Annotated in this window: 2 protein-coding genes; both read right to left on the reverse strand. The window is 46.1% G+C overall.

The genetic code is table 11. The annotated features are described in order from the left end of the window. The coding region (locus tag ACFINC_RS10430) for a ParB/RepB/Spo0J family partition protein (protein WP_375617169.1) at window positions 1–364 on the reverse strand (364 nt) is incomplete at its 3' end. After that, on the reverse strand, window positions 364–762 hold the full coding sequence (locus tag ACFINC_RS10435) for a hypothetical protein (protein ID WP_038474380.1): 399 nt from the start codon (window positions 760–762) through the stop codon (window positions 364–366). The genes ACFINC_RS10430 and ACFINC_RS10435, both read right to left, overlap by 1 nt. Window positions 763–779: the final 17 nt, after the last annotated feature.

Raw genomic sequence — 779 nt, forward strand, 5'->3', positions numbered from 1 at the left:
CATACTTCTTTTCCCACAATTCACGGTAAGTCTGCACAAATAAAGCGCGGTCAATCACTGATAATTCATTGCGAAACAAGTTTTCTGCCACTTCTAAAAGCACAGCATTGTCCTTATCCGCTTGCACCACAACCGCATCAATTTTGCTATAACCTAAAAGCTCCGCAGCCCGTAACCGGTGCGCGCCAGCAATCAGCGTGTAATTGCCTTCCTTAGCATTGGGGGTATGGCGCACAGTAATCGGATTCATCAACCCCTCTCGTGCCATGGATTGTGCAAGCGCCTTGGCATGCTCATCATCCACAGGGCGTATACGTTCGGGAACAACAATCAAATCTAAAGCAATCTCTTGAAACTGTGCCATCACGCCGCCGCCTTTCTGATCTCTTTAAAGAACAAATCCATCGCACGCCCCGCCCATCTTCGATAAGCTTTCGCAAATACAGGTTCTTCCAAACGCCGGTTAATCACTTGCATAGATAGAGAAATAGAAGTCCGCTGACGTGCCTGTATCGCAACAATACGCCGCCGTGGCACCTCAAACTGATAATGCAAAATATGAATAACAATCTGTCGTGCTAACGCCGCATCAAATAAGCCATGCGGGGGGTCAATAATATACCGGATCGGCAGATGCTTAAATCCACTACTCACGGCTTTTAAAGAACAGGAAAGCATCACCTGTAAACGTTCAACTTCTGAATAAGGATTAACGATATCGTTTCTGACATCTGGGGTCCATAAATTACAAGCAGCAACCATAACCACCCCCTATAAAA

This window comes from Bartonella sp. AP58NXGY (genome assembly GCF_042195785.1).
Taxonomy (GTDB): domain Bacteria; phylum Pseudomonadota; class Alphaproteobacteria; order Rhizobiales; family Rhizobiaceae; genus Bartonella.